The sequence below is a fragment of the Bradyrhizobium sp. SEMIA genome (assembly GCF_014844175.1).
Lineage (GTDB): Bacteria > Pseudomonadota > Alphaproteobacteria > Rhizobiales > Xanthobacteraceae > Bradyrhizobium > Bradyrhizobium arachidis.
The window spans coordinates 3,452,998-3,473,713 of the sequence record NZ_CP046601.1; the positions used below are offsets into that span (position 1 = coordinate 3,452,998).

Sequence of the window (20,716 nt, forward strand, 5' to 3'; positions counted from 1 at the left end):
GCGCCTCAAATTCCGACACCGCCGACCAGTCGAGGACGGCGGTTTGTGTGCGGGCTCTGCGCGATCACAGCGCGCAGCCACGCGCGGAAGCTGACGATTTCAGGACAATCCGCGGTGCCTTCGGGCGCGATCAGCCAGTCTCCCAGGCCGGATCCCTCATCGACGCGGTCGCAGCGATAGCCCGGATGGTGACCGAGACCGCGGGCGATCAAGAGGTCGACCTTGCCCTCGACCAGCTCGTGCAGGCCGGCGGGCTGCAGCACGCGCAAGCCGATGTCGGCATGCGCGCTGCGAAACGCCGCCAGATCGAGCCGGCGCAGGTCGAAGCTGGCATGGACGCCCAATTGCAACAACACTGCACCTGACGGCTTCAATTGCGAGGTTGCCTCGGCAATGTGGCGAAAGCCTTCGGACACCCCGGGCAGATAGGCCTGCCCGGCCGCAGTGAGGATCAGCTGCTTATGCAGCCGCTCGAACAGCTGCACGCCGAGGCGTGCCTCCAGCGCTTTCACCTGCTGCCCCACGGCGGCGGGCGTCACATGCAGCTCGTGCGCGGCCAGCTTGAAGCTGAGATGCCGTGCGGCGGCTTCGAAGGCGCGAAGCGCGTTGAGTGGTGGAAGGGCGTAGGTCATCGCACCGCAAGTTTGACACTGATAGGCGCCGGCCTTGCAATAGATTTTCTTGCGCTGAACCGCAGCAATGATGCTTTGCGCCGCGGCGATGTCGCCGGGTACGGTTACGCCGCAATCCGGAGAAACCCTATGCCCCTACCTCATATCGTCAGCCACAATCCCGCAACGGTCTACCCTCCCGCCGGCGGCTACTGCATGGGACTTGAACTGACGCAGCATCGCCGCCTGTTGTTCATCAGCGGCCAGGTGCCCGAGAGATCCGACGGCTCCGTGCCTGAAGGGTTCGAGGCGCAATGCGAGCAGGCCTGGCGCAACGTCAAGGAGGTGCTCGCCGCCGCCGGCCTTGGCGTCGAGCATCTGGTCAAGGTCACCACGTTCCTGACTGACCGGGCTCAGCTCGTGACCAACCGCACCATTCGCCGCGCGATGCTCGGCGACCATCAGCCCGCGGTGACGGTCGTGATCGCCCAGACCGTCAACAGCAAATGGCTGCTGGAGATCGAGGCAATCGCGGCGGAATGAAACCGGCTTCGCCGACTTTGCGATGAGCCAAACTTGTCAGGTGTCCAATGGCTGAGACCGTCCATCCCTTTTACGCGCAGCATCGCAACGCCATGGAGGCCGCCATGCGCCATCGCCTCGACCTTGCCGAAGCGATGCTCTGCGAGCGCGCGCATGTCTCCGACATCCACGCGATCAGACGAGAGGTGATGGACGAATTCGAGATCGTGCTCACCCAGATGCCTTATGTGGGCGGCACGGCGAGCCGCATGAGCGACTTCTTCATGCGCCTGATGGGCTTCATGGCGATCAGCCGGGTGCTGCGGCGGCATGGTGTACCGCTGCCCGTGATCGGCGAGATCGAGCGCGAAACCTACAAGGCGCAATTGCTCACCGTCCCCGAAGCGGAACGTCTCGCTTCGGGGCGCCAATTTATGTCGTCAGAGAACCAGGCCTTGCTGCGCGAGCAGGCTGCAAAAAGCACGAACGCAAGCCACCAGGACGCATTTCCGGAAGATTTCGTCTACGATTTCGTCGAGCCCGGCCCGGGTGACAAGTTTGAATTCGGCATCAACTACAAGGCTTGCGGCTTCTGCAAATTTGCCGCTCGCCATGGCGACAAGGACATCCTGCCCAACATTTGCGGGCTTGATTTCGACGCGTATGCGACGCGAGGGATCCGCCTGGAACGGACGCAAACGCTGGCCGGCGGCGCGAGCCACTGCAATTTCCGCTTCTCGCGCCTGCCGTCGGAGTAGATCTAGCCGCCCACGGCAGCCGCGCGCCGCGGCAGCTTCCAGTTGGGCCGGATGAAGTGGCAGGTGTAGCCATCGGGATAACGTTCGAGATAATCCTGATGCTCCGGCTCGGCTTCCCAGAACTCGCGCGCCGGCGCGACCTCGGTGACAACCTTGCCCGGCCACAGGCCCGACGCCTCGACGTCGGCAATGGTGTCCTCGGCGACCCGCTTCTGCTCGTCGCTGGTGTAGAAGATCGCCGAGCGGTAGCTCGTGCCGAGATCGTTGCCCTGACGGTTGAGCGTGGTGGGATCGTGAATCTGGAAGAAGAACTCCAGCATGGTCCGGAAGCTGGTCTTGGCCGGATCGAAGTTGATCTCGATCGCTTCGGCGTGGCCTTCGTGGTTGCGATAGGTGGCGTTCTTGACGTGCCCACCGGTGTAGCCAACTCGGGTCGAGATCACGCCCGGTTGCTTGCGGATCAGATCCTGCATGCCCCAGAAACAGCCTCCGGCCAAAACTGCACGCTCCGTCGTCATCTCTCCGCTCCCGATTGATCGCCCTGCATCTGTCTTATCATATGCATTCGGCTGCCCGTCCGAAAGGCGGGCAGTTCGCCTATGTCCACCCGGTTCCTCAAAACCGGATGGACAAGCGTTGAAGGCCTGCGGCTAGCCCAGCTTGGCGTCCAGCGTGACCGCGGCGTTGAGCACTTTCGACACCGGACAGTTCTTCTCGGCCTCGCCGGCAATCTTGGCAAATCCTGCCTCGTCCAGATTCGGCACCTTGGCCCGCAGGGTGAGCGCCGACTTGCTGATCTTGAAACCCTTGCCTTCCGGCTCCAGCGTGATGGCGGCTTCCGTCGACAGCTCGTCCGGCGTGAAGCCGGCCATCTGCAGTCCGAAGGCCAGCGCCATGGTGAAGCAGCCGGCATGGGCCGCCGCGATCAATTCCTCGGGATTGGTGCCCTTCTCGTTCTCGAAGCGGGTCTTGAACGAATAGGGCGTATCAGTGAGCACGCCGGATTCGCTCGAGAGATGGCCGGTGCCGTCGCGACCAGTGCCCTTCCAGACTGCTTTTGCCTTGCGGATCATCTCGGTTCTCCTTGTTTGTTTTCAAGCACCGGCGCTCCGTACCGGTGGAGGCGACATCGGCGTGACCGCCTGCGGCCGTTCCAACCGGTCGAGCGCCGCAGCGGTTCCGATGCAGAACAAAGCGAGCGGCGTGCCGACCACTTGCGCTTCTTCTTTGCGACGCATGCTCAAGACGGCAGCGGCTGGCCGGCTTGCTCGCGGACGATGTAGTCGGCGTACCAATCCGCCCAGTTCTCGTCATGCCCGCCGGTCCGCTTCTCGTGCTCGCCATGCGCCGCCGCCGCGCGGCGCAATGTTGCCGCGAGCTCGGCCGTCGAGGCGAATGTCGTGCTGCCTCCTTCGATGCGTCCAGGCAGCCGCGACGTCACTTCCTGGAACAACCAGCCATTGCCGTCGGGATCGCTGAACGAGGCGAACGAGCTATAGCTGCCGTGCTTCGGGTCAGCGCCGCTGACCCGAACGCTGCCGAACAGATACGGCTCGTCCAGCCCGGCGTGAACATCGCCGCCGCCGTGGAACGGTGCGCTGACCGCGATGCCGCGGTCGAGCAGATCCTGTCGGGCCGCCTCCAGATCGGCGACGATCAGGTACAGGCCACGCATCGAGCCGGGCGCCGCGGACGTGACGTTCCGGCCGAAGATCACCGAACAGGCCGAACCTGGCGGCGTGAACTGGATCACCCGCCAGTCGTCGCCGGATGTAAAGTCTGCGTCCAATCGCCAGCCGAGACGCGTGTAGAACGCTTGGCACGATCGACGTCGGACACGGGGATGACGATGACCTCGAGCTTCAGATCGACGCTGCGCGATGTCGAGGGCTTGGAGGCGGCGTCGCGGTTGATATCGAGTGTGGCCATGTGGAACTCCCAGGTGTGAGGTGCAGCGATTGCGAAGAGAGAGATGGTTTTTCAGGCGGCCGCCGGCATCACGATGGTTACCCGCGTGCCGCCCTGTCCCGTCTCGCCATGCAGCCGCGCCTGGACGCTGCGTGCAAGCCCCTCGAGGATGCGGCTGCCGGTGCCCTGAAGCGGACCGGTCGCACCGATGCCGTTGTCGGCGACGGTACAGAGCCAGGCGCCGTCGTGCCGCGCCATGTCGATGCGGATCAACGCACCCTTCTTGTTCGGGAAGGCATGCTTTGCCGCATTCGTCACCAGCTCCGTCAACATCAGCGCGAGCCGATGGCATTGAGACGCCGACAGCGTGCCGCTCGCGATCGCAGCCTCGCAGCGGATGCCCGCAGGCGCCAGCACCGCCTCGGAGAGCGCTCCGCACAAATTCTCGAAGAAGACCCCGATCGAAACCGGCGCGGGATCGTCGTTGTCGGACAGCAGCTGATAAAGCCTGCCGAAGGCGACGATGCGCCGCTCGAACCGGTCCAACGCAACCGAGACGTCCCTTGGCCCTGCCCGCGTGAAATCGCGACGGACTGACGCGCCCAGCAGCGTCAGCGTGTTCTTCATCCGATGGTGGGATTCCCGCAGCACGAGTTCCCAATCGCGCAACTGATCGTCGAGACTGGCTACGAATTCAGGTCGAACAACGTGGTCGTTCGGTCGAGCGCCGATACCGGACATCATAGCCTCCCCGTTTGACGTAGTGCTGAACTCGGAGGCCATACTGGATGCAGTCTGCGCGCATTGCTCGTTAGACGTTGCAAGATTCTGTTATGATCGGCTGCAAACAGAGAGTGGCAGCGAAGCTGTCCTCTGCACGGTCAAGCAGGCTGACGAATCGTCGCAGACCGCGCGGTAAGCCGCTCGCGTTTAAGCAAAATTTGCCACAGATCGGCTGACAGATTGCCGCGCGATTTCGCCACTTTCGGTTAGTTTACTGACGACCTCGTTCTGCTAGACCAAAGCGCAGATGTCAGCTCTTTCACTGGAATCGACGGCCCGTGCCGAACATTAGCGACCAGGATTCGGCTATTGCCTTCGGGCCATTCCGCCTGTTCGCCAAGTCTCGCCTTCTGGAGAAGGACGGCGCGCCGCTTCACCTCGGCGGCCGCGCGCTCGACATCCTGATTTTTCTCGCCGAGCGCGCCGGCGAGGTCGTGGACAAGCGGGAGTTGATCAAGCGCGTCTGGGCCGACGTGAATGTCGACGAGGGCAGTCTGCGCTTCCACATCACGACGCTGCGCAAGGCCTTAGGGGATGCCGGCGAAGGCTCGCGCTATGTCGTCAACGTGCCCGGACGCGGCTATTGCTTCGCGGCTCCGCTGCAGCGGTCCGAAACTCCGGAGCGGCGGCCGAGCCCGGCGGTCCCCGCTCCTCACGCACTTCCCGCGCCGCTTGCGAAGATGATCGGGCGGGACGAGGCGGTGGAGCGGATTTCCGCCGAGCTCGCCCAGCATCGCTTCGTCACCATCGTCGGCCCCGGCGGGATCGGCAAGACTTCGGTCGCGCTCGCCGTGGCGCATGGCGAGCTCCAGGCTTTCGACGGCCGGGTGAGCTTCGTGGATTTCGGCGCGCTGACCGATGCGCGGCTCGTTCCCGGGACGATTGCGGCCGCGCTCGGCCTGACCGTCAATTCCGACGACCCGATGCCTGGCTTGCTGACGTTCCTGCGCAGCCGGCGGATGCTGCTGGTGTTCGACAGCTGCGAACACATCATCGATGAACTGGCGCCCTTGGCCGAGCGCATGATCCGCGAGGCGGGCGAGCTGCATGTTCTTGCCACCAGCCGCGAGTCGTTTCGCACCGAAGGCGAACGCGTTCATCGGCTGTTTCCGCTGGATTGCCCGCCACAGCGCGACGGGCTCGGCATCGCCGACATCCTTGCTTATCCCGCAAGCCAGCTCTTCGTGGAGCGCATCGCCGAGAGCCTGGGTGACTTCGAGCTCAGCGAGGAGGACGCCCCGCTCGTCGCCGATATCTGCCGGCGGCTGGACGGCATCGCGCTCGCGATCGAGCTCGCGGCCGGACGCGTCAACGCCTACGGCATCGCCGGGACCGCCTCGCTGCTCGACAACCGCTTCTCGCTCTTGTGGCGCGGACGGCGCACCGCGATCCCGCGGCACCAGACCCTGAGCGCCGCGCTGGCCTGGAGCTACGATCTGCTGCCGCCGACCGAAAGCGCGGCGCTGCGCGCACTGTCGGTGTTCGTCGGCCCCTTCACGCTGGAGGCTGCGCTGGCCGTCGCATGCAGCCAGGGCATCAGCGAGTCTGAAGCCGCCGAGGCGATCTCGAACCTGCTCTCCAAATCCCTGATCGCGACCTCGCCGGCGGAGCGGCGACTGCGCTATCGCCTGCTCGACACCACCCGCACCTTCGTCGGCGACAAGCTTGTCGAGAACGGCGAAGCGACCCGCGTCGCGCGTGCCCACGCCGAATATTTCCGCGACTTCCTGCGCGACATCGCGCTCAAGTCCACGGGCATGCAGACGGCAGGCGGCTTCCTTCCCTATGCCGACCACCTGCCCAATGTCCGGGCCGCGCTGACCTGGAGCTTCTCGGATGGCGGCGACCGGACGATCGGCGTGGATCTGGCGGCCTCCGCAGCCCAGTTCTTCCTCGAGCTGACATTGCTGACGGAGTGCTATCGCTGGACCCAGCAGGCGCTCGACACGGGCACGATGGACAACCGCCAGGAGATGACGCTGCAGGCTGCGCTTGGCGTCTCCGTGATGTTCACGCAAGGCAATACCGACGCGGTCCGGGCAGCATTCACGCGCAGCCTCAAGCTGGCACGGGAGCTCGGGGATCTGCATTGGCAGCTCTGGCTGCTGCGCGGCTTGCACATTTACCTGACCAGGGTCGGAGATTTTCACGGCGCGCTCGGGACCGGCGAACAGGGCGAGAGCGTCGCGCGCAAGCTGAACGATCCCGCCGCGACGCTGAACGTCGAATGGATGCTGGGCGTCGCGCATCATCTGATCGGCAACCAAGACAAGGCCGTGCAGTTCTGCCAAAGCGCGATGCTGCACAATCCCGGCTCGCAGCGGCTGAATATCGGCCATCTCGGCTATGACGACCGCATCGTCGCGCTGGTGGCGCTGGCACGCGGGCTGTGGCTCACCGGCCGGCCCGATCGCGCGATCGAGGCGGCCGAATACACCGTGCGCGAGGCCGAGCTGCTCGAACAGCCGCTGACGCTCGGCATCTCCCTGGTCTGGACGATCTACGTGTTTCTCTGGGTTGGTGACTTCGCCAATGCCGAGATCCTGATCGAGCGGCTGATCGACCATTCGGCGCGGCACTTCCTCGGTCCCTATCACGCGGTCGGCATCGGCCAGAAGGGCGAGCTGATGCTGCGCCGCGGCGAGGTTGCTGCGGGAATCGAGCACCTCCGCCGCAGCCAGGCGACGCTGTACGTGACACGGCACCGGATCATGACGACGGTGTTCGCGACCGCGCTCGCCGAGGGTCTCGCCGCGCAAGACCTGTCCGAAGAGGCCTTGCAGACCATCAATGAGGCCATCGGTCAGGTCCCCGATCACGGCGAGTCGTTCGACATGCCGGAGATGCTCAGGGTCAAGGGCGAGATCCTGGCGCGGTCGGGCAATCCGGCAGAGGCCGAGAGCTATCTGCGCAGATCGCTCGATCTGGCGCGGCGGCAATGCGCGCTCGGCTGGGAGCTCCGCGGCGCGATCAGCCTCGGCCGTATCTGGCAGCGGGCCGGAAAAGCAGGCGAAGCACGCGCCCTGCTCGCCCCGCTCGTCGCGCAATATCAAGAGGGTCTTCAGAGCCGCGATCTGGTCGCCGCAAAGGGATTGCTGAACACGCTGAATTGAGAGCGTCTTCAACGAGATACTGCCATCCCAAGCGCTCGCAACTCCTAACAACTTCTAACATGCCAAGCCGCATGCGCCCCGCCATGGTGGTGCCGCTTCACGGCGGACATGACGGGATATGGCGCTTCTTGACGATGCAATCGATGCCTGCGGCGGCATGGCCCACTGGAACAGCCTGGACCGGTTCACGCTCCACCTTTCCGTCGGCGGCACGCTGTTCACCAGCGCTGGGCATGCCAGGGAATTCAAGGACGTGACCGCGGAAGGCTCGACCCGCACGCAATCGGTCCGCTTCACCGGCATCACCGGGGGCGAACATTCCGGCACCTTTCAGCCCGATGCGATCACGATCGAGAGCGTGGACGGCGAGGTGCTGCGGACCTGGCGCAATCCGAGCCTTGCGTTTCCCGAGGTCGGCTCCCCTGCGCTCGCCGACGAGTTGCACCTCGTCTTCTTCTGCGGCGTCGCGATCTGGAACTACCTGACCAATCCGTTCCTGCTCGCCCATCCCGATGTCGTCACCGAAGAGCTTGCGCCATGGCGCGAGAACACCGAGACGTGGCGGCGGCTACGGGCGCAATTCCCCCCGCATTTGATCACGCTCGCGCCCGAGCAGATCTTCTATTTCGACGAGAACGCGCTGCAGCGGCGGACCGATCACGATCTTTTTGGAACGAAGGTCGCGCATTACTCCTGGGCGCATGACAGTTTTGGCGGCATCGTGGTGCCGACGCTTCGACGCGCGCAGGCGCTGCGCCCTGACGGAAGCGTGATCGCAAAGCCCGTACTGATGGACGTCGAGATTTTCGACGCCGTGTTCGAGTAGCGGCGGCGACAGCCGGTACCAACAGCACGGCGAACGGCCGCACGTCCTGCAAGACAAGGACGAGAGGAGATCGACATGTCCGACAAGATCGACCGTGAACGCCGCCAGTTCTTCGCCGGCGCGGCCATGACCTTCGCGGCAGCGCAGCTTTCGCTGACCGCGACGGCCGCCGCGGAGACGGCGAAGCCGGCGAAGTCCGCCGGCGCCATCAAGCCGGGAGCCAACACGAGCTTCGCATCGCTGAAGCAAATCGACGCCGGCCTCCTCAACGTCGGCTATGCCGAAGCGGGGCCGGCCGACGGGCCGCCCGTGATCCTGCTGCACGGCTGGCCTTACGACATCTACGCTTTCGTCGACGTCGCACCGATGCTCGCGGCGGCCGGGCGTCGCGTGATCGTCCCCTATCTGCGCGGCTACGGCAGCACGCGCTTCTTGTCCAACGCGACGATGCGGAACGGCCAGCCGGCGGCGATCGCAACCGACATCGTCGCGCTGATGGACGCACTCAAGATCGAAAAGGCCACGCTTGCCGGCTTCGATTGGGGCGCGCGGACCGCCAACATCGTCGCGGCGCTCTGGCCGGAGCGCGTCAAGGCGATGGTCTCGGTCAGCGGCTATCTGATCGGCAGCCAGCAGGCCGGCAAGATGCCGCTGCCGCCGAAGGCGGAGCTGCAATGGTGGTATCAGTTCTATTTCGCGACCGAGCGCGGCCGCGAAGGCTATGACAAGTACCGGCGCGACTTCTCGAAGCTGATCTGGCAGCTCGCTTCGCCGCAATGGCATTTCGACGATGCCACCTTCGAGCGCAGCGCCAAGGCCTTCGACAATCCGGATCACGTCGCGATCGTGATCCACAATTACCGCTGGCGGCTCGGCCTCGCCGAGGGCGAGGCGAAATACGACGCCTACGAGGCGCAGCTGGCGCAGGCGCCCGTGATCACCGTGCCCACCATCACCATGGAGGGAGACGCCAACGGCGCGCCGCATCCGGAGCCGTCGGCCTATGCCAAGAAGTTCTCGGGGCACTATTCGCACCGGACCATCAAGGGCGGCATCGGCCACAACCTCCCGCAGGAGGCACCGAAGGCCTTTGCCGACGCTATCCTGGACGTGGCGGCCGCAAGTTAGCCATGACGCCCGCGAGGTCCGCAGCAACGGGAGACGAAGCATGCGCAGGTTGCTTGCCGCGACGGCTCTCCTCGTCGTTGTCCTTCTCGTGCTCATCCAGTTTGGTCCGGCATGGCTGTTCGGTTAGGCCGTGCCGGGCCGCATCGATCGCCGCGCGACTATCGCTGCGCTGTCCCATGACGAGGCATCCACGCAATTGTCTGAAAAACTGAGCGCAATCAGAGCTACTGCGGCGGGCTGTCGCACCCAGTGAGCACGCACAAAAACTAACACATCCTAATCACCCCTAACGGGCTTCCTGGCCAAGTCGCGCCTATTCTCCCAGCATGAAAAGGAATGGGTTTGCGCGCTCGCCCGTCGTTGCAAGAGCGGCAGAGCCAGGAGAGGACCAACGATGTCGATCAATTTGCACGCGGCGCACGGCTCGATTGATTTTCCGATCTGCTCGCGGGATCACGAGATGTCCCGAGCCACAGAGGCTATCGCCCGGGAAAGCCAATGGCGTCAGGTCGTCCGCAGTCCGCAGGCCGACATCGCGGACATCACGATCTCGCGATGGGAAGAGGCGCGAAGCACCTCCTCGCATCAGGCGACGACGCCCGAGGATTGCTATTTCGTCGCCATCGCCCTCAAGTCCACACGCGCGAAATTGACCCGGGACCGCCAGGTCGTTTTCGACGGCACCATGCCCGAGGGCACGCTGTATGTCACCGCGCCATCAAAACCCCTCGCCGTGCAATTCCAGTCGCCGTGCGCCTTCCTGCACTTCCACATCTCCGCGGACCATTTTCCGGCGCAACTCGCCGCGGCCGAGGGACTGAACGATCTGGTGCTGCTGCGCGACCCGCTCGCAGCCGAGCTTGCCAAGGCGCTGATCGAACGTGGCGATGCCGCCGACCACCAATTCACCTTCTGCATCGGCCAGACCCTCGCGATGCATCTGACCCGGCTGGAATTGCCGCGCGCGCGGGTCAATGCCTTGCCGAAATGGCGGTTGCGTCGGGTCGAGCAATACATCGCCGATCATTTCGACCGCTGCATCAGCCTGTCCGAGCTCGCCAATGTCGCCGGCCTGTCCAGGATGCACTTTGCGGCACAATTCCGCGCCGCGACCGGCTATCGTCCTCGCGAATATCTGCTCAAATACCGGATCGAGCACGCGAAGACGCTGCTCGCGACGACCGGACGGCCGCTGGCCGAGATCGCACTCGCCGTGGGCTTCAGCACGCAGGCGCATTTCTCGACCGTGTTCAAGCGCATCAGCGGCCAGTCTCCGGCACGCTGGCGCCTTGCGAGCAAGAACCAGCGCTTCGAGGTCGAAGCGCTGCCGCGACGCCGTCCTTCGGCCGATGGGGATTGGATCACGAGCGCCGCCGCGTAGCACTTGCGCCGGCTCGCACCCTCCTCCTCCCGGGTCCTGCGAGCCTCTCGGGGCCGTCCCCGCGCCCACACAGGACGGCCCCATTTTCTTCCCGTCGGGAACCGCTCATGCGCGCCGGTGCGGCGCACCGCTTGGCCGATATTTCAGCCTGCGGGCTATTTCGAAGGCTGCCTTGGGATCTCTGAATTTTCACGAACCGCCCGGACAACGTCCGCGAATTGCCGCGCGTTCGGAGCAAACAGCTTAAGGCCCTGTCGCTGCAGATCGGAGACGGAGCTTGTGTCCAGGTACTTCTTGAACGGACGGACGTCGAGAACGAGCTCAGGAATGGAACCGAAGAAGGACATGAAGTTGGAAACAATAGACGGCAAGGCGGGCAAGATCAGCGTACAACATACCAATGGATCAGCCCGGCCGCCGCTCCGCTCCTCAATCTGGGCCCGCATACGAGCCGACAGCGTCCACGACAAAGGCGCCTGAAATTCATGATCGAAGAGTTGATAACCGTGCACGAACTTGAAGCCGGCAGCCAACGCATCGGCCTGGCGGAGACTGCGCGCGGTCCGCACCGCTTCGAATGTCGTGATCGGCGCCACAAGCTCTGATTGAGCACCTCGCTGCCCCTCCAACTGCAATGCTGCATTCGAATGCCCGAACGAAATCAGATGAAGTTCGAGATTTGATACGAGAGTCTTGGTGTCCTCGGCAGCCTGCAACTGCTTGATGATCTCGATAGCGGTGGCGATGCCGCTGTTGTCCCAGAAACCGCCGTCGATCAATTGAAGCCCGGTGGTCTCCCGCAATGTCGCGTCCGCAGCTACGATCTTCTTGTCCGCATACAACACGCCGGGCGGCGTCACATAGGGAAAACGCGCACTCAGTATTGCTGCCGTCAGAAGCGACAATTGAAGATTGGGGCGATATTCGAGAATGTTGAAATAGGCCGGCCGCGAATACTCGCTCGAACGAATCCCGGTGGTGACCATGCGCTGAACAGCCCTCAGCCGCTCAGGATCTTTCTCGGTTTGTTGCGTGAGCCGGCCCCAAACCGAGGCGAACACCTCCGAGAATGCACCCGCGGTACGCTTGTCTGTCATATATAGCTGCGAAATCAGGGTCGGCCTTCCATAGTTCGCGCTGGTTGTGTTCAAGAACAGCGCTGGAGCAACACCTGCGGCAGACCATGACGAATAGAACTGTGTTGAGCTGTCGTCTCCGTTCGAGCCCGTTACGGCGTTGATCGCGTTCTTGACGGCTAGCTCGAGCGTGTTTGCCCGGTCCGGAGCAAGATGCAGTTGCGGAATGGCAAGAGTTGGCGCATCGAAGAAAAGTCCGCTCGCGACGACCGGGGTCACCAAATCGTATTCAAAGAACTCGCGGACGGATTTCTCCAGCTTGCCGTCACTGACCGGAGCAGCGGAGCACCCGTCCCCGAGCGGTTCAGATCGACGCAACAGTTCGCTGAAGATGCTCGCGCCCAGACTTCCGCCGGAGACGCCGCTGATCGCGAAGACATGGTCTTTGAGTTTCGGGCAGCTATCATAGAGGCGGGCAAGGGAGAGTGCCGTGTGATAGGCCGCGTACTGACCGCCTCCCTGCGCTGCTACGATGAAGATCGGATATTTCCGCCCTTGCTCACCCGACCCAGCCGAAATCCGGCGCTGTTCCAGCCAGCTGCGGAAACCAGGAACAAGGCTTGGCACCTTGCGATTTTGAACGGTGCTCTCGATTGCCGCGGGCGTTTCCGGCTTTGCGTCGCCGATGTCAACGACGCTGTAGGGAAATTCAGGCGATGAACCGCCAATGAATTGGCTCAGCAGAACTATCACAAGGAGCCAAGCAGTGGCCCCATAAACGATGCCGTTCAACCAAATGAGGGCCTCACCGAGCAGCAACAGACATACGAGAAACAGCAGGATGATTCCGACGCCACCGATGAAGAAGGTTGCACCGATCACGTCGTACCAAAGCCAAAAATAAAGCGCGAGCGCGCAGCCGCCGGCCAACACCAGAATGGCCAGCGTTTTCCCGACGGACGCAACACGCTGCTCTTGATTTATCGGAATTGAGGCCATGATCGCCTGAATCACGGTGGTAATGATGACAACGGAGGCAGCCAGCCAGATCACCCATGACCCGCCGGCGGCTTGGCCCGCGGCATCGATCAGCAAATAGCTGAGAGCAACGGCCGGCATGACGAGAATGATCAACCGCGCCAATCGTTCGATGACCGATGGTGCCGGAGAGAGCGCGGTGCCCTTTGCACGCGAAATGACTCTGCGAAATAGCAGAATGGCGAAGATCAGATACAACCCGATGCAGAGCAGGAATTGAGCGATCAATCGCCAGCCGAAATTGTCGTGCGCAAACTCCGCCGTGTACAGGAAGTAGTCCGAGAGCGGGGAGAATTTGACAAGATGGTAGCTGAAGTAAGCCGCCAGGCAAACCAAGCAGACGACAAACGGAAAGCTTCCTCGTGGCGGGGCCGCAGCTGCTGGAATCGACATGTTCAAAATCTTTATTTGTAATACGGAAAAAGTCTTCGTTCGCATCAGCGCCTGCGCGCAATTCGCAGGAAGCAACGTGGAAGCGTATCAACGGGGCGCCTAATAAAAAGGGGGCGCAGTTAGCCAGTATATTCCTGTTCGATCGTACAATCCAGAGGTGTAGGGGCGCGTCCTGGACGCTGGGCGTGCAGACAGGTTTCGTGGGACCACGACCGATGCGTTTTGAAGATGCACTGGGGCGAAATCGCTACAAGCCGCGTCCTTGCAGGTACTTGCGTCGGCCCCAGTCATTTGCGCTATCGTTTTTGATGCAGCGCATCAGCGGCCGTTCAGCAGGGCGCCCGGCAGAGTCATGCGTAGCCGGCAACGGCGCCCTTCCGCAAACAGGAAGGCGAAGGCGCCTTCCCCCTACACCGGATCGAACGCCCGGATCGGCGGCAGATTGCCGGTGAACTTCTCCACCTCCACCGTCGTCAGCTGCCCCGTGCAGCCTTGCGCGAACGACGACGTGCCGATGTCGCGGGTGAGCACGTTCGGATTGCCGTGCACGCAGAGCGGCGCCTCGTCCTCGGGGTCCATCGGATCGTACCAGGCGCCGGTCGGAAGCTGCACGACACCGGCCGCGATGCCGTCGGTGACGTGGACGGCGGCAAGGCACGCGCCGCGTTCGTTGAACAGGCGGATGATGTCGCCATCCTTGATGCCGCGGGCATTTGCATCAACCGGGTTCATGCGCGCGACCTCGCGGCCGCGATGCTTTGCGCCAAGCGAATGGCCGCCGAAATCGAGCTGGCTGTGCAGGCGGGTCACCGGCTGGTTGGCAACGAGGAAGCACGGCGCGCCCGGTCTCGGCATGTCGGTCTTTTTCAGCCAAACCGGATGGCCGGGGCAATCCGCATCGCCATGGCCCGCGATCTTTTGCGAAAAGACCTCGATGCGGCCGCTCGGCGTCGGCAGCGCATGATTGACGGGATCCTCGCGGAAGCGGCGCAGCCGGCCGCCATCGTCGGGCTGCTGCGGCACGACCAGGCTGCCGCGCTGCCAGAATGTTTCGAAGCTGGGGGCCTCAAGACCGCGCTTGGCCAGCGAGGCGCGGGTCGGCTCGTAGAGATGCTCCAGCCATTGCCGCGATGTGCGGCCCTCGGTGAAGGGTTCGCGGGCGCCGAGACGCTCGGCGAGATCGGCAAATATCTCGTAATCGTCCCGTGCAAGGCCGAACGGCTCGGCGATGCGGTGCATCGCGACCATGAGGGGATCGTTGGTGGAATAGCCGATGTCCTCGCGCTCGAGTGTCATCGTGCTCGGCAGCACGATGTCGGCGTGACGCGCCGTCGCAGTCCAGGCGAGCTCGTGCACCACGAAGGTATCGAGCTGCGCAAACGCCTTGCGCAGGCGGTTGATGTCCTGGTGGTGATGGAAGGGATTGCCGCCGGCCCAGTAGACGAGGCGAATGTCCGGATAGGTCCGCGTCTCGCCATTGTAGCGATAGGTGGCGCCGGGATTGAGCAGCATGTCGGCGATGCGCGCCACCGGAATGAAATCGGCAACGCCGTTGCGGCCCTGCCCCAGCGTCGGCCCCGGCACGTCGTTGACGCGGCGGCCGTAATAGCCGATCGCGCCGAGCGAATAGGCGTAGCCGCCGCCGGGGAGTCCGATCTGGCCGAGGGCTGCCGCCAGCACCATGCCCATCCACACCGGCTGCTCGCCATGCTCGGCGCGCTGGAGCGAATGCGAGACGGTGATCAGCGCGCGCTTGCCGGCAGCGCGGCGCGCAAGCGAGCGGATGGCGTCGGCGTCGACGCCTGAGATCGATGCGGCCCAGTCGGCGTGCTTGGGCTGCCCGTCGCTCTCGCCAAGGAGATAGCGCAAGAAAACCGGCCAGCCTTCGGTATAGCGATCGAGGAAGGCCTGGTCGTGCAGGTTTTCCGCGACCAGCGTGTGGACGATGCCGAGCATCAGGGCGGTGTCGGTGCCGGGCACGCAGGTCATCCACTCCGCGCCCGCCTCGACGGGAAGATCGTCGCGCAGCGGGCTCACCAGAATGAACTCGCAGCCGCGCCGACGCGCAGCTTCCATCGCGCCGCGCTCGACATGCTTGCTGATCGAGCCGCCGGCCACCATGGAGTTTTTCAGCGCCATGCCGCCGAAAGCGAGCACGATGTCGGTCTCGGCAGCGATCTGCTCCCAAGTGACGTTGCGCTTGGTGATGTCCTCGTAGCCCGCGAGGATCTGCGGTAGCAGCACCGAGGACGCACCCGACGAGTAGGTGTTCACCGAGCGCACATAGCCGCCCATGGCGATGTTGAGGAAGCGGTGCACCTGGCTCTGGGCATGATGGAAGCGGCCCGCGCTCGACCAGCCATAGGAGCCGCCGAACACGGCGCCGGGACCGCGCGTGTCGCGGATGCGGCCGAGCTCGTCGCCGAGCAGATCGAGCGCCTTCTCCCAGCTCACCGAGACGAACTCGTCGCGCCGCGGCGATCGTCCGGACCTGGACCCCGCTCGAGCCAGCCGCGGCGGATCGCCGGCTGGGCGATGCGCGCCTGGTGGCGCAGCGCGCCGGGGAAATTTTCGATGATGCCGTTCGGATCAGGATCGCCCGCATAGGCCCTGACCTCGAGCCCGGCTTCGCCGTGACGCGCGGAAAACACGCCCCAATGCGAGGTGTGCGGCTTGAAGCCGTCCGACAGGTCGAGGCCCGGGTCGGGGAAGCCAATCGTATCGTCCATCGCGAGATCCTTGTTCCGGTGCGTGGTGGCAGTATACCGATCCACATCCCGATGTCATGGCGATCAGGCTGACGTAGACGCGGGGCTCCCCTGTACGCCGTGCGGTCTGGTGAACGTTTCGTTGGAACGACAGTCGCTGGCTTCGCGTGGGCTCACGCCGGCGCACGATGCTCGCGGAATGCGGCCGCCAATGCGGCCAGGGCAGCCCGCGACCGTCGATCCGTCAAGGACGAATGAAGCACGACCTCGGACGGTGGAAGTTTTGGTAGCCCAAGCCGCTCGCCGATGTCGATCGTGCCGCCAGGAGCGATCCGATACGACAACGGTGCGATTGCGAGTCCGGCCACAACCGCGGCGTGGACCGCAGAGGAGCCACCTCCCAAAAACACCTCGGTCCATTTGATGCCGGCAGCGTCCAGTGCCTGCGTGGCGATGTTGCGGACACCGCAGGTCGCGGCCAGCGCGGCGAGGCGCAAGGGCTCTCCCGGCCTGTGCTCGAACCCCTGCGCTGCGAACCAGCCGAAGCGCTCGTGTGCAAGCGTCTCGCCGTCGCGACGATCGTCCTCGCGCTGGACGATGGCCGCGTCCAGCCGTCCCTGATCGAACAGATCGAGGAGGTTTCGCGAACTGTCGAGCTGGACCTCGATGGTCAAATTCGGATCATGCGCATGGAGCCGCGACAGCAGGGACGGAACCTCCGGGCCTGCGACATGCGCGGCAATGCCGAGGCCGAAGTGACGCGGCGGCGCAGTGAGTCCCGCGATCGCGCGCTCGTGAGCCGCGATGAAGTCCCGCGCGCCCTGGAGGAAGGCGGTTCCCTGCGCCGACAGCCGCACCGAGCGCGGCGTGCGTTCGAGCAAGCGATGACCGATGCGATCCTCGAGCCGCTTCAGCTTCACGCTGATCGCCCCTTGCGTAGTCCCCAAAGCCTTTGCGGCGCGCGTGAAGCTGTGGAGATCCGCCACCATCACAAAAGCCCTGACGGCATCGACATCGAGCGAGAGCATTCCACCATCCGGCTTTGTTGTCTCTGAAATCTATATTGATCGGATTTTGTTGTGGTCAAGGCCCCCCTATGTTCGCGCGGCCTGACGCACGGCAGCGCAGGGGAAAGCAGCATCCTTCGATCGAGGGATGCCGCGCCTGCACGTCCGTCATCGGCACCAAGTTTGGAGGTCATAGCTTTGACGGTCTCACCATCACGACGAAACACGATTGCCCTCGCCGCGGCGTGCCTTGCGTCCCTCATGTTCGGTCTGGAGATCTCCAGCGTGCCGACGATCCTGCCGACACTGGAGACGGTGCTGCACGCAACCTTCCAGCAGCTCCAGTGGATCATGAACGCCTACACCATCGCAGTTACGACGGTTCTGATGGCGACGGGGACGCTGGCGGATCGCTATGGCAGAAAACTTGTGTTCGTCGTCAGCATCGTCGTGTTCGGACTTGCCTCGCTGGTCTGCGGCCTAGCACAGGACGCCCTGGTCCTCATCGGGAGCCGCTTCCTTCAGGGCATGAGCGGCGGCGCGATGCTGATCTGCCAGGTTGCGGTTCTCTCACATCAATTCCAGGAAGGACCGGAGCGCGCTCGCGCCTTTGCGGCCTGGGGGATCATCTTCGGAATTGGCCTTGGCTTCGGCCCCATCATCGGGGCGGCGATCGTCGCAGTCTCCGGCTGGCAGTGGGTGTTCCTGGTCCATGCCGTCATCGCCATTGCCGCGACTGCGCTCGCCGCGACCGGCGTGCAGGAGTCGCGCGATCCCGACGCGACGCATCTCGATGTCGCGGGGATCGCGACGCTCTCAACCTCGGTGTTCTGTGTGGCCTTCTACATCACGCAGGGTCCTGATTTCGGCTTCACCAGTCCGACCGGCTTTGCGATTGTCGCGACGGCGGTTCTCAGCTTCGTCGCCTTCGTGCTGGCGGAGACGCGTAGCGCCCGCCCGATGTTCGACTTCTCGGTCCTGCGCATACCCGCCTTCTCTGGCGCCCTGCTGGGGTCGGCCGGCATGAACTTCAGCTTCTGGCCGTTCATGATCTACCTGCCGATCTTCTTCCGTAGCGCGCTTGGCTACGACAACATCGCGGCAGGCCTGGCGCTGCTCGCCTACACACTTCCGACGCTCGTCGTTCCGCCGTTCGGCGAACGGATCTTGCTGAGGTTTGGCGGCGGCATCGCCATCCCGGCCGGCCTGTTCGTGATCGGTCTCGGCTTCCTACTGATGTGGACCGGCAGCGGCGTCGCGCATGTCAGCTGGCTGACGCTGGCGCCGGGATGCCTCCTCGCAGGCGTCGGCCTCGGTCTCACCAATACGCCGGTGACCAACGTCACGACCGCATCGGCGCCGAGCACGCGGGCCGGCATGGCCTCAGGGATCGACATGAGCGCCCGCATGATTTCGCTGGCGATCAACATCGCCTTGATAGGCTTCATCCTGATCGCGGGCATTTCGTCCCGGCTGAGCAGCACACTTCCCGTCGCGCTCGACGCCGGCTGCCTGCAAGATGTTGCGCAGAAGATCGCCGGCGGTGCCGTCCGCGTGTCCGATATCCCCGAGCTGAGCCTGACGCCGGCGGCGGAAGCCGTCCTGCAGGATGCGCTGATCCATGGCTTCAGGCTGGTGATGCTCTATGGCGGGCTTTCCGTCTGGATGCTGGCGCTGGCGAGCTTCCTGATTTCCGGCCAAAGCCGTGCGCGGCAGCACCGGCCGCAAAGCGGGAATGCACCTTGCTGCGTCCCCCGCTCCTCCTCATGATCAGAAGGCGCGGAGGGCCAGTGAGGTAAGGGTCTCGTATTGGTGGTCGGAATATGCGATACGCCACGCATCCCCTCGAGCAGTATCGGTCTCATCATGATAAATCGCGTCTTGCCCTACGAAGGACTTCTCCACGAAGTGGTCGAGCACAATGGTGTGCTCTACATCGGCGGGATCGTCCCCGAGGATACGAGCCTCGATATGTCGGGCCAGGCCAACGACGTCCTCCGGCAGCTGGCGCAGCTGCTGAAGACCCTCGGGTCCGATGTTTCCAAGGTCTTGCAGGTGACCATCTACATGACCGATCTCAAGGAGAAGGCCGAGTTCAACGCGGCCTGGAAGGCGCACTTCGCGGAAGCGCATCTGCCGGCGCGCGCTGCAATCGGCGTGGCCGATCTCGGTCCGGGCGTCAAGCTCGAGATGACCGCGATCGCGGCCCGGCAATAGCGCCGCCGAGCCTGCTTCGCCCTGCGGCCTCGCGACCTTGTCAGATGACCTTCAGCTCGGCGAGGCGATCGATCTCGGCCTCTGAAAGCCCGAGCCAGCGCTGGTAGATCTCGCGATTGTCCTGGCCGATGTCGCCCGCGGATGTCTTCAACCGCGCGCGATCGACCGTGAAACGCGGCACGACATTCGACATCGCCACCGAGCCGAAATCCCGGTCGGGAACGCGGGTGATCATCTCGCGCGCCAGGGATTGCGGATCGGCGGCGATCTGGTCGATCGCATAGATCGGCGCCAGCGTGCCCTCCTCGGCGGCAAAGGCGGCAAGCACGTCTTCGAGCGTATGGTCGCCGCACCATTGCGAGAAGATCGCATTCAACTCCGCCGAATGCTCGACGCGGCGCGCGTTGTTGGAAAAACGGGGATCCTCGATCAGGTCAGGCCGGCCGATGGCCCGGCAATTCGCCGCAAACAGCGCATTGGTCGAGCCCGCCAGCGTGACCCAGCGATCATCGCGGGTCCGGTAGACCGCGGCGGGCGCGGAATACGCGTTGCCGTTTCCGATCCGGCCGCGCACCTCTCCCAACTGATCGAACTCGATCGGCAAAACGTCGAGCAGCCGGAAAACGGCTTCGGTCAGCGCGAGATCAATCTCCTCACCCGGTGCATCCGGATTTTTCGCGCGCTTCCACAGCGCCGCGAGCGCGCCGACCGCGCCGAACAGGCCGCCGATCGCGTCACCGATCGGATAGCCCGGATGCATCGGCTGACCGCCGGCCTCCCCGGTGATGTAGGTGAGCCCGCCCATCGCCTCGAAAATCCGCGCGAAGCCGGGCCTGTCGCGATACGGTCCGTCCTGGCCGAACGCGGTGGCGCGCAGGATGACGAGACGCGGCTGGATCTGCCACAGCACCTCCTTCGACAATCCCCAACGGTCGAGCGTGCCGGGGCGGAAATTCTCGATCAGCACGTCGAATTGCGGCAGCATCCGCTTGAACAGCGCGACGCCTTCCGGCTTGCGCAGGTCGAGCGTTGCGAACTTCTTGTTGCGGTTGACGCTCTTCCACCACAACGGCTTGCCGTCCTTGAACGGCGGAAAGGCGCGCACGCCGTCGCCCTGCCCGGGCATCTCGATCTTGAGCACCTCGGCGCCGTAGTCGGCCAGCAGCGTTGCCGCGAACGGCGCAGCGACGATGGTCGCGATGTCCAGGACCTTCAGTCCTTCGAGCGGCCCGCTCATCTCACTTCCT

At 64.1% G+C, this 20,716-nt stretch carries 15 protein-coding genes and 2 pseudogenes; 8 read left to right on the forward strand and 9 right to left on the reverse strand.

What is annotated here, in order from left to right; all coding sequences use genetic code 11:
• Positions 1-5 precede the first annotated feature (5 nt).
• Positions 6-632 carry a LysR family transcriptional regulator gene (locus tag FOM02_RS16955; RefSeq protein ID WP_027564571.1) on the reverse strand — a complete coding sequence of 209 codons (627 nt, stop codon included), beginning with the start codon at positions 630-632 and terminating at the stop codon, positions 6-8.
• Between the two features lie 129 nt (positions 633-761).
• Between FOM02_RS16955 and FOM02_RS16960 the strand changes: the two genes are divergently transcribed.
• Together FOM02_RS16960 and FOM02_RS16965 are read left to right on the forward strand one after the other, a co-directional pair.
• Positions 762-1,154 carry a RidA family protein gene (locus tag FOM02_RS16960; protein WP_027564572.1) on the forward strand — a complete coding sequence of 131 codons (393 nt, stop codon included), beginning with the start codon at positions 762-764 and terminating at the stop codon, positions 1,152-1,154.
• A gap of 47 nt (positions 1,155-1,201) precedes the next feature.
• A complete protein-coding gene (locus FOM02_RS16965; protein WP_027564573.1) occupies positions 1,202-1,891 on the forward strand; it encodes an L-2-amino-thiazoline-4-carboxylic acid hydrolase in 690 nt (229 codons plus the stop codon).
• 2 nt (positions 1,892-1,893) lie between these two features.
• Here the strand turns inward: FOM02_RS16965 and msrA are convergent, their stop codons facing one another.
• From msrA to FOM02_RS16985, 4 genes and pseudogenes are all read right to left on the reverse strand, one after another.
• Complete coding sequence (gene msrA, locus FOM02_RS16970; RefSeq protein WP_027564574.1) at positions 1,894-2,409, reverse strand: peptide-methionine (S)-S-oxide reductase MsrA; 516 nt, start codon at positions 2,407-2,409, stop codon at positions 1,894-1,896.
• A 132-nt stretch (positions 2,410-2,541) separates the two neighbouring features.
• Complete coding sequence (locus FOM02_RS16975; protein WP_027564575.1) at positions 2,542-2,964, reverse strand: OsmC family protein; 423 nt, start codon at positions 2,962-2,964, stop codon at positions 2,542-2,544.
• A gap of 167 nt (positions 2,965-3,131) precedes the next feature.
• Positions 3,132-3,820: pseudogene (locus FOM02_RS16980) on the reverse strand (VOC family protein).
• Positions 3,821-3,871: 51 nt separating this feature from the next.
• On the reverse strand, positions 3,872-4,540 hold the full coding sequence (locus tag FOM02_RS16985) for a sensor histidine kinase (protein ID WP_027564577.1): 669 nt from the start codon (positions 4,538-4,540) through the stop codon (positions 3,872-3,874).
• A gap of 320 nt (positions 4,541-4,860) precedes the next feature.
• Between FOM02_RS16985 and FOM02_RS16990 the strand changes: the two genes are divergently transcribed.
• The 4 genes from FOM02_RS16990 to FOM02_RS17005 all read left to right on the forward strand — a co-directional run bounded on the left by FOM02_RS16990 (position 4,861) and on the right by FOM02_RS17005 (position 11,030).
• Positions 4,861-7,695: an ATP-binding protein gene (locus FOM02_RS16990; protein ID WP_027564578.1), complete on the forward strand. Its 2,835-nt coding sequence runs from the start codon at positions 4,861-4,863 to the stop codon at positions 7,693-7,695.
• Positions 7,696-7,813: 118 nt separating this feature from the next.
• A complete protein-coding gene (locus FOM02_RS16995) occupies positions 7,814-8,521 on the forward strand; it encodes a hypothetical protein (protein WP_027564579.1) in 708 nt (235 codons plus the stop codon).
• 75 nt (positions 8,522-8,596) lie between these two features.
• The gene (locus FOM02_RS17000) at positions 8,597-9,649 is read left to right on the forward strand and encodes an alpha/beta fold hydrolase (RefSeq protein ID WP_027564580.1); all 1,053 of its coding nucleotides are present in this window, start codon (positions 8,597-8,599) and stop codon (positions 9,647-9,649) included.
• Between the two features lie 394 nt (positions 9,650-10,043).
• On the forward strand, positions 10,044-11,030 hold the full coding sequence (locus tag FOM02_RS17005) for a helix-turn-helix domain-containing protein (RefSeq protein ID WP_027564581.1): 987 nt from the start codon (positions 10,044-10,046) through the stop codon (positions 11,028-11,030).
• Between the two features lie 155 nt (positions 11,031-11,185).
• Here FOM02_RS17005 and FOM02_RS17010 read toward each other — a convergent pair whose 3' ends face one another.
• The 3 genes and pseudogenes from FOM02_RS17010 to FOM02_RS17020 all read right to left on the reverse strand — a co-directional run bounded on the left by FOM02_RS17010 (position 11,186) and on the right by FOM02_RS17020 (position 17,273).
• Entirely contained in the window at positions 11,186-13,582 is a 2,397-nt protein-coding gene (locus FOM02_RS17010; protein WP_265441916.1) for a hypothetical protein, read from the reverse strand.
• Positions 13,583-13,945: 363 nt separating this feature from the next.
• Positions 13,946-16,266: pseudogene (locus FOM02_RS17015) on the reverse strand (molybdopterin guanine dinucleotide-containing S/N-oxide reductase).
• Between the two features lie 152 nt (positions 16,267-16,418).
• Positions 16,419-17,273, reverse strand: coding sequence for a LysR family transcriptional regulator (locus FOM02_RS17020; protein WP_027564584.1), 855 nt, complete (start codon positions 17,271-17,273; stop codon positions 16,419-16,421).
• A gap of 240 nt (positions 17,274-17,513) precedes the next feature.
• On the opposite strand from FOM02_RS17020, the gene FOM02_RS17025 reads away from it, so the two are divergent.
• Both FOM02_RS17025 and FOM02_RS17030 read left to right on the forward strand, forming a co-directional pair.
• Positions 17,514-19,022 (forward strand): MFS transporter, encoded by a 1,509-nt coding sequence (locus FOM02_RS17025; RefSeq protein ID WP_084335028.1) that lies wholly within the window; start codon positions 17,514-17,516, stop codon positions 19,020-19,022.
• A gap of 96 nt (positions 19,023-19,118) precedes the next feature.
• Positions 19,119-19,469, forward strand: coding sequence for a RidA family protein (locus tag FOM02_RS17030; RefSeq protein WP_027564585.1), 351 nt, complete (start codon positions 19,119-19,121; stop codon positions 19,467-19,469).
• A gap of 40 nt (positions 19,470-19,509) precedes the next feature.
• Here the strand turns inward: FOM02_RS17030 and FOM02_RS17035 are convergent, their stop codons facing one another.
• On the reverse strand, positions 19,510-20,706 hold the full coding sequence (locus tag FOM02_RS17035) for a CaiB/BaiF CoA transferase family protein (RefSeq protein ID WP_027564586.1): 1,197 nt from the start codon (positions 20,704-20,706) through the stop codon (positions 19,510-19,512).
• Positions 20,707-20,716 lie beyond the last annotated feature (10 nt).

Bases quoted from the DNA above. Each gene is read 5' to 3' on its own strand.
- FOM02_RS17000 (WP_027564580.1), top strand. From the start codon at position 8,597: ATGTCCGACAAGATCGACCGTGAACGCCGCCAGTTCTTCGCCGGCGCG.
- FOM02_RS16985 (WP_027564577.1), bottom strand. From the start codon at position 4,540: ATGTCCGGTATCGGCGCTCGACCGAACGACCACGTTGTTCGACCTGAA.
- FOM02_RS17020 (WP_027564584.1), bottom strand. From the start codon at position 17,273: ATGCTCTCGCTCGATGTCGATGCCGTCAGGGCTTTTGTGATGGTGGCG.
- msrA (WP_027564574.1), bottom strand. From the start codon at position 2,409: ATGACGACGGAGCGTGCAGTTTTGGCCGGAGGCTGTTTCTGGGGCATG.
- FOM02_RS17030 (WP_027564585.1), top strand. From the start codon at position 19,119: ATGATAAATCGCGTCTTGCCCTACGAAGGACTTCTCCACGAAGTGGTC.
- FOM02_RS16955 (WP_027564571.1), bottom strand. From the start codon at position 632: ATGACCTACGCCCTTCCACCACTCAACGCGCTTCGCGCCTTCGAAGCC.
- FOM02_RS17010 (WP_265441916.1), bottom strand. From the start codon at position 13,582: ATGCGAACGAAGACTTTTTCCGTATTACAAATAAAGATTTTGAACATG.
- FOM02_RS16995 (WP_027564579.1), top strand. From the start codon at position 7,814: ATGGCGCTTCTTGACGATGCAATCGATGCCTGCGGCGGCATGGCCCAC.
- FOM02_RS16965 (WP_027564573.1), top strand. From the start codon at position 1,202: ATGGCTGAGACCGTCCATCCCTTTTACGCGCAGCATCGCAACGCCATG.
- FOM02_RS16960 (WP_027564572.1), top strand. From the start codon at position 762: ATGCCCCTACCTCATATCGTCAGCCACAATCCCGCAACGGTCTACCCT.
- FOM02_RS17035 (WP_027564586.1), bottom strand. From the start codon at position 20,706: ATGAGCGGGCCGCTCGAAGGACTGAAGGTCCTGGACATCGCGACCATC.
- FOM02_RS17005 (WP_027564581.1), top strand. From the start codon at position 10,044: ATGTCGATCAATTTGCACGCGGCGCACGGCTCGATTGATTTTCCGATC.
- FOM02_RS17025 (WP_084335028.1), top strand. From the start codon at position 17,514: ATGTTCGGTCTGGAGATCTCCAGCGTGCCGACGATCCTGCCGACACTG.
- FOM02_RS16975 (WP_027564575.1), bottom strand. From the start codon at position 2,964: ATGATCCGCAAGGCAAAAGCAGTCTGGAAGGGCACTGGTCGCGACGGC.